Source organism: Gordonia rhizosphera NBRC 16068, from assembly GCF_000298195.1.
In the GTDB taxonomy this organism is placed as follows: Bacteria; Actinomycetota; Actinomycetes; order Mycobacteriales; family Mycobacteriaceae; genus Gordonia; species Gordonia rhizosphera.
This window is the reverse complement of sequence record NZ_BAHC01000201.1, coordinates 1-1380: the sequence shown is the minus strand read 5'-3', so window position 1 is coordinate 1380 and position 1380 is coordinate 1. Positions and strand designations below refer to the sequence as shown.

The 1380-nt window shown below is 66.4% G+C and carries 2 protein-coding genes; one reads left to right on the top strand and one right to left on the bottom strand.

Going from position 1 to position 1380, the window contains the following annotated elements; genetic code table 11:
* A partial coding sequence (locus GORHZ_RS24425) for a 4-hydroxyphenylacetate 3-hydroxylase N-terminal domain-containing protein (RefSeq protein ID WP_006337861.1) occupies window positions 1–191 on the bottom strand: 191 nt, incomplete at its 3' end.
* A 100-nt stretch (window positions 192–291) separates the two neighbouring features.
* On the opposite strand from GORHZ_RS24425, the gene GORHZ_RS24420 reads away from it, so the two are divergent.
* The coding region (locus GORHZ_RS24420) for a CaiB/BaiF CoA transferase family protein (protein ID WP_006337860.1) at window positions 292–1380 on the top strand (1089 nt) is incomplete at its 3' end.

The window sequence follows — 1380 nt, the reverse complement described above, 5'->3', positions numbered from 1 at the left end:
GGAACCTGGAAATACGGGCCACTGACATCATCACCGGGCACATAGTTCTGCTCATAGCCATCCCCGACGAGCGCGATCGCAGTCGCGAACTGCGGATGCTTCGCCAGTTCCTTGACCTCTTCGCCCTCGGCGAAGATCCGCCGCCCATCATCGAGCGAGGCAAGGTAGTCGTCCCTCGTCATCATCGCCATCTTGAGTACGTCCTTTCGCGGTGGTTCTCATTGCTCGTTTCTGATGCTAGATTCAGTTTCAGAAAATGACAACCCCTCGACACAGATAGAGGAGGTCGGCATGAGCGCCGGACCCTTGGAAGGCATCACCGTCATCGAACTCGGCGGTTTCATCGCCGGACCGTTCGCCGGTCAGTTGTTGGGCGACTACGGTGCCCGCGTCATCAAGATCGAGCCTCCCGCCGGAGACCCGATGCGGCACTGGGGTGTGCAGCACGAGGGACAGAGTCTGTGGTGGCCGGGGATCGCCCGCAACAAGGAGTCGGTCGTCCTCGACCTCAAGAACGACGCCGACCGTGCGCTCGCCCGGACCCTGTTCACCAAGGCCGATGTGGTGCTGGAGAACTTCGCGCCCGGTCGCCTGGCCGCGTGGGGCCTGGACTACGCATCGGTGGCACCGGACAACCCGGCGCTCATCATGGCGCACGTCTCGGGCTTCGGGCAGGACGGTCCGCGCGCAGCCGACCGCGGGTTCGGCAGCGTCGCGGAGGCCATGGGCGGGCTGCGGGCCCTGATGGGATTCCCCGACCTCCCGCCCGTGCGCGCCGGCATCAGCCTCGGCGACGCACTCGCGGCGATGTTCGCGGTCATCGGCACGCTCGCGGCGCTGCAGGAACGAGCACGCACCGGCCGCGGCCAGGAAGTCGACGTCGCGCTCTACGAGAGCGTGTTCGCACTGACCGAATCACTCATGTCCGACTTCGAGATCGGCGGCGTCACCCGTGCCCGGTCCGGCAGTACCCTGCCCGGCGTCGCACCGTCGAACGTGTACACCGCCCGCGACGGGGTCGAGGTGCTGATCGCGGCGAACGCCGACACCGTGTACCGGCGGCTGTGTCAGGCGATGGGCCGAGACGACCTGATCACCGACGAACGATTTGCGACTCACCAGGCCCGTGGTGTCAACGCCGAGGAGCTCGACGCCCTCATCTCCGCCTGGGCCACCCAGTTGGACGGTGAACAGCTCGAGAAACTGCTCGACGACTACGAGATCCCCCGCGGACGCATCTACACCCCGGGCGACATCGCCGACGACGCCCAGTATGCGGCGCGGCAGATGATCACCCGGCTCGCCGCGCCGGGATTCCCTGCCCCCGTCCCGATGCCGAGCGTGGTTCCCAAGTTCACCGCCACACCTGGCACCATCCGC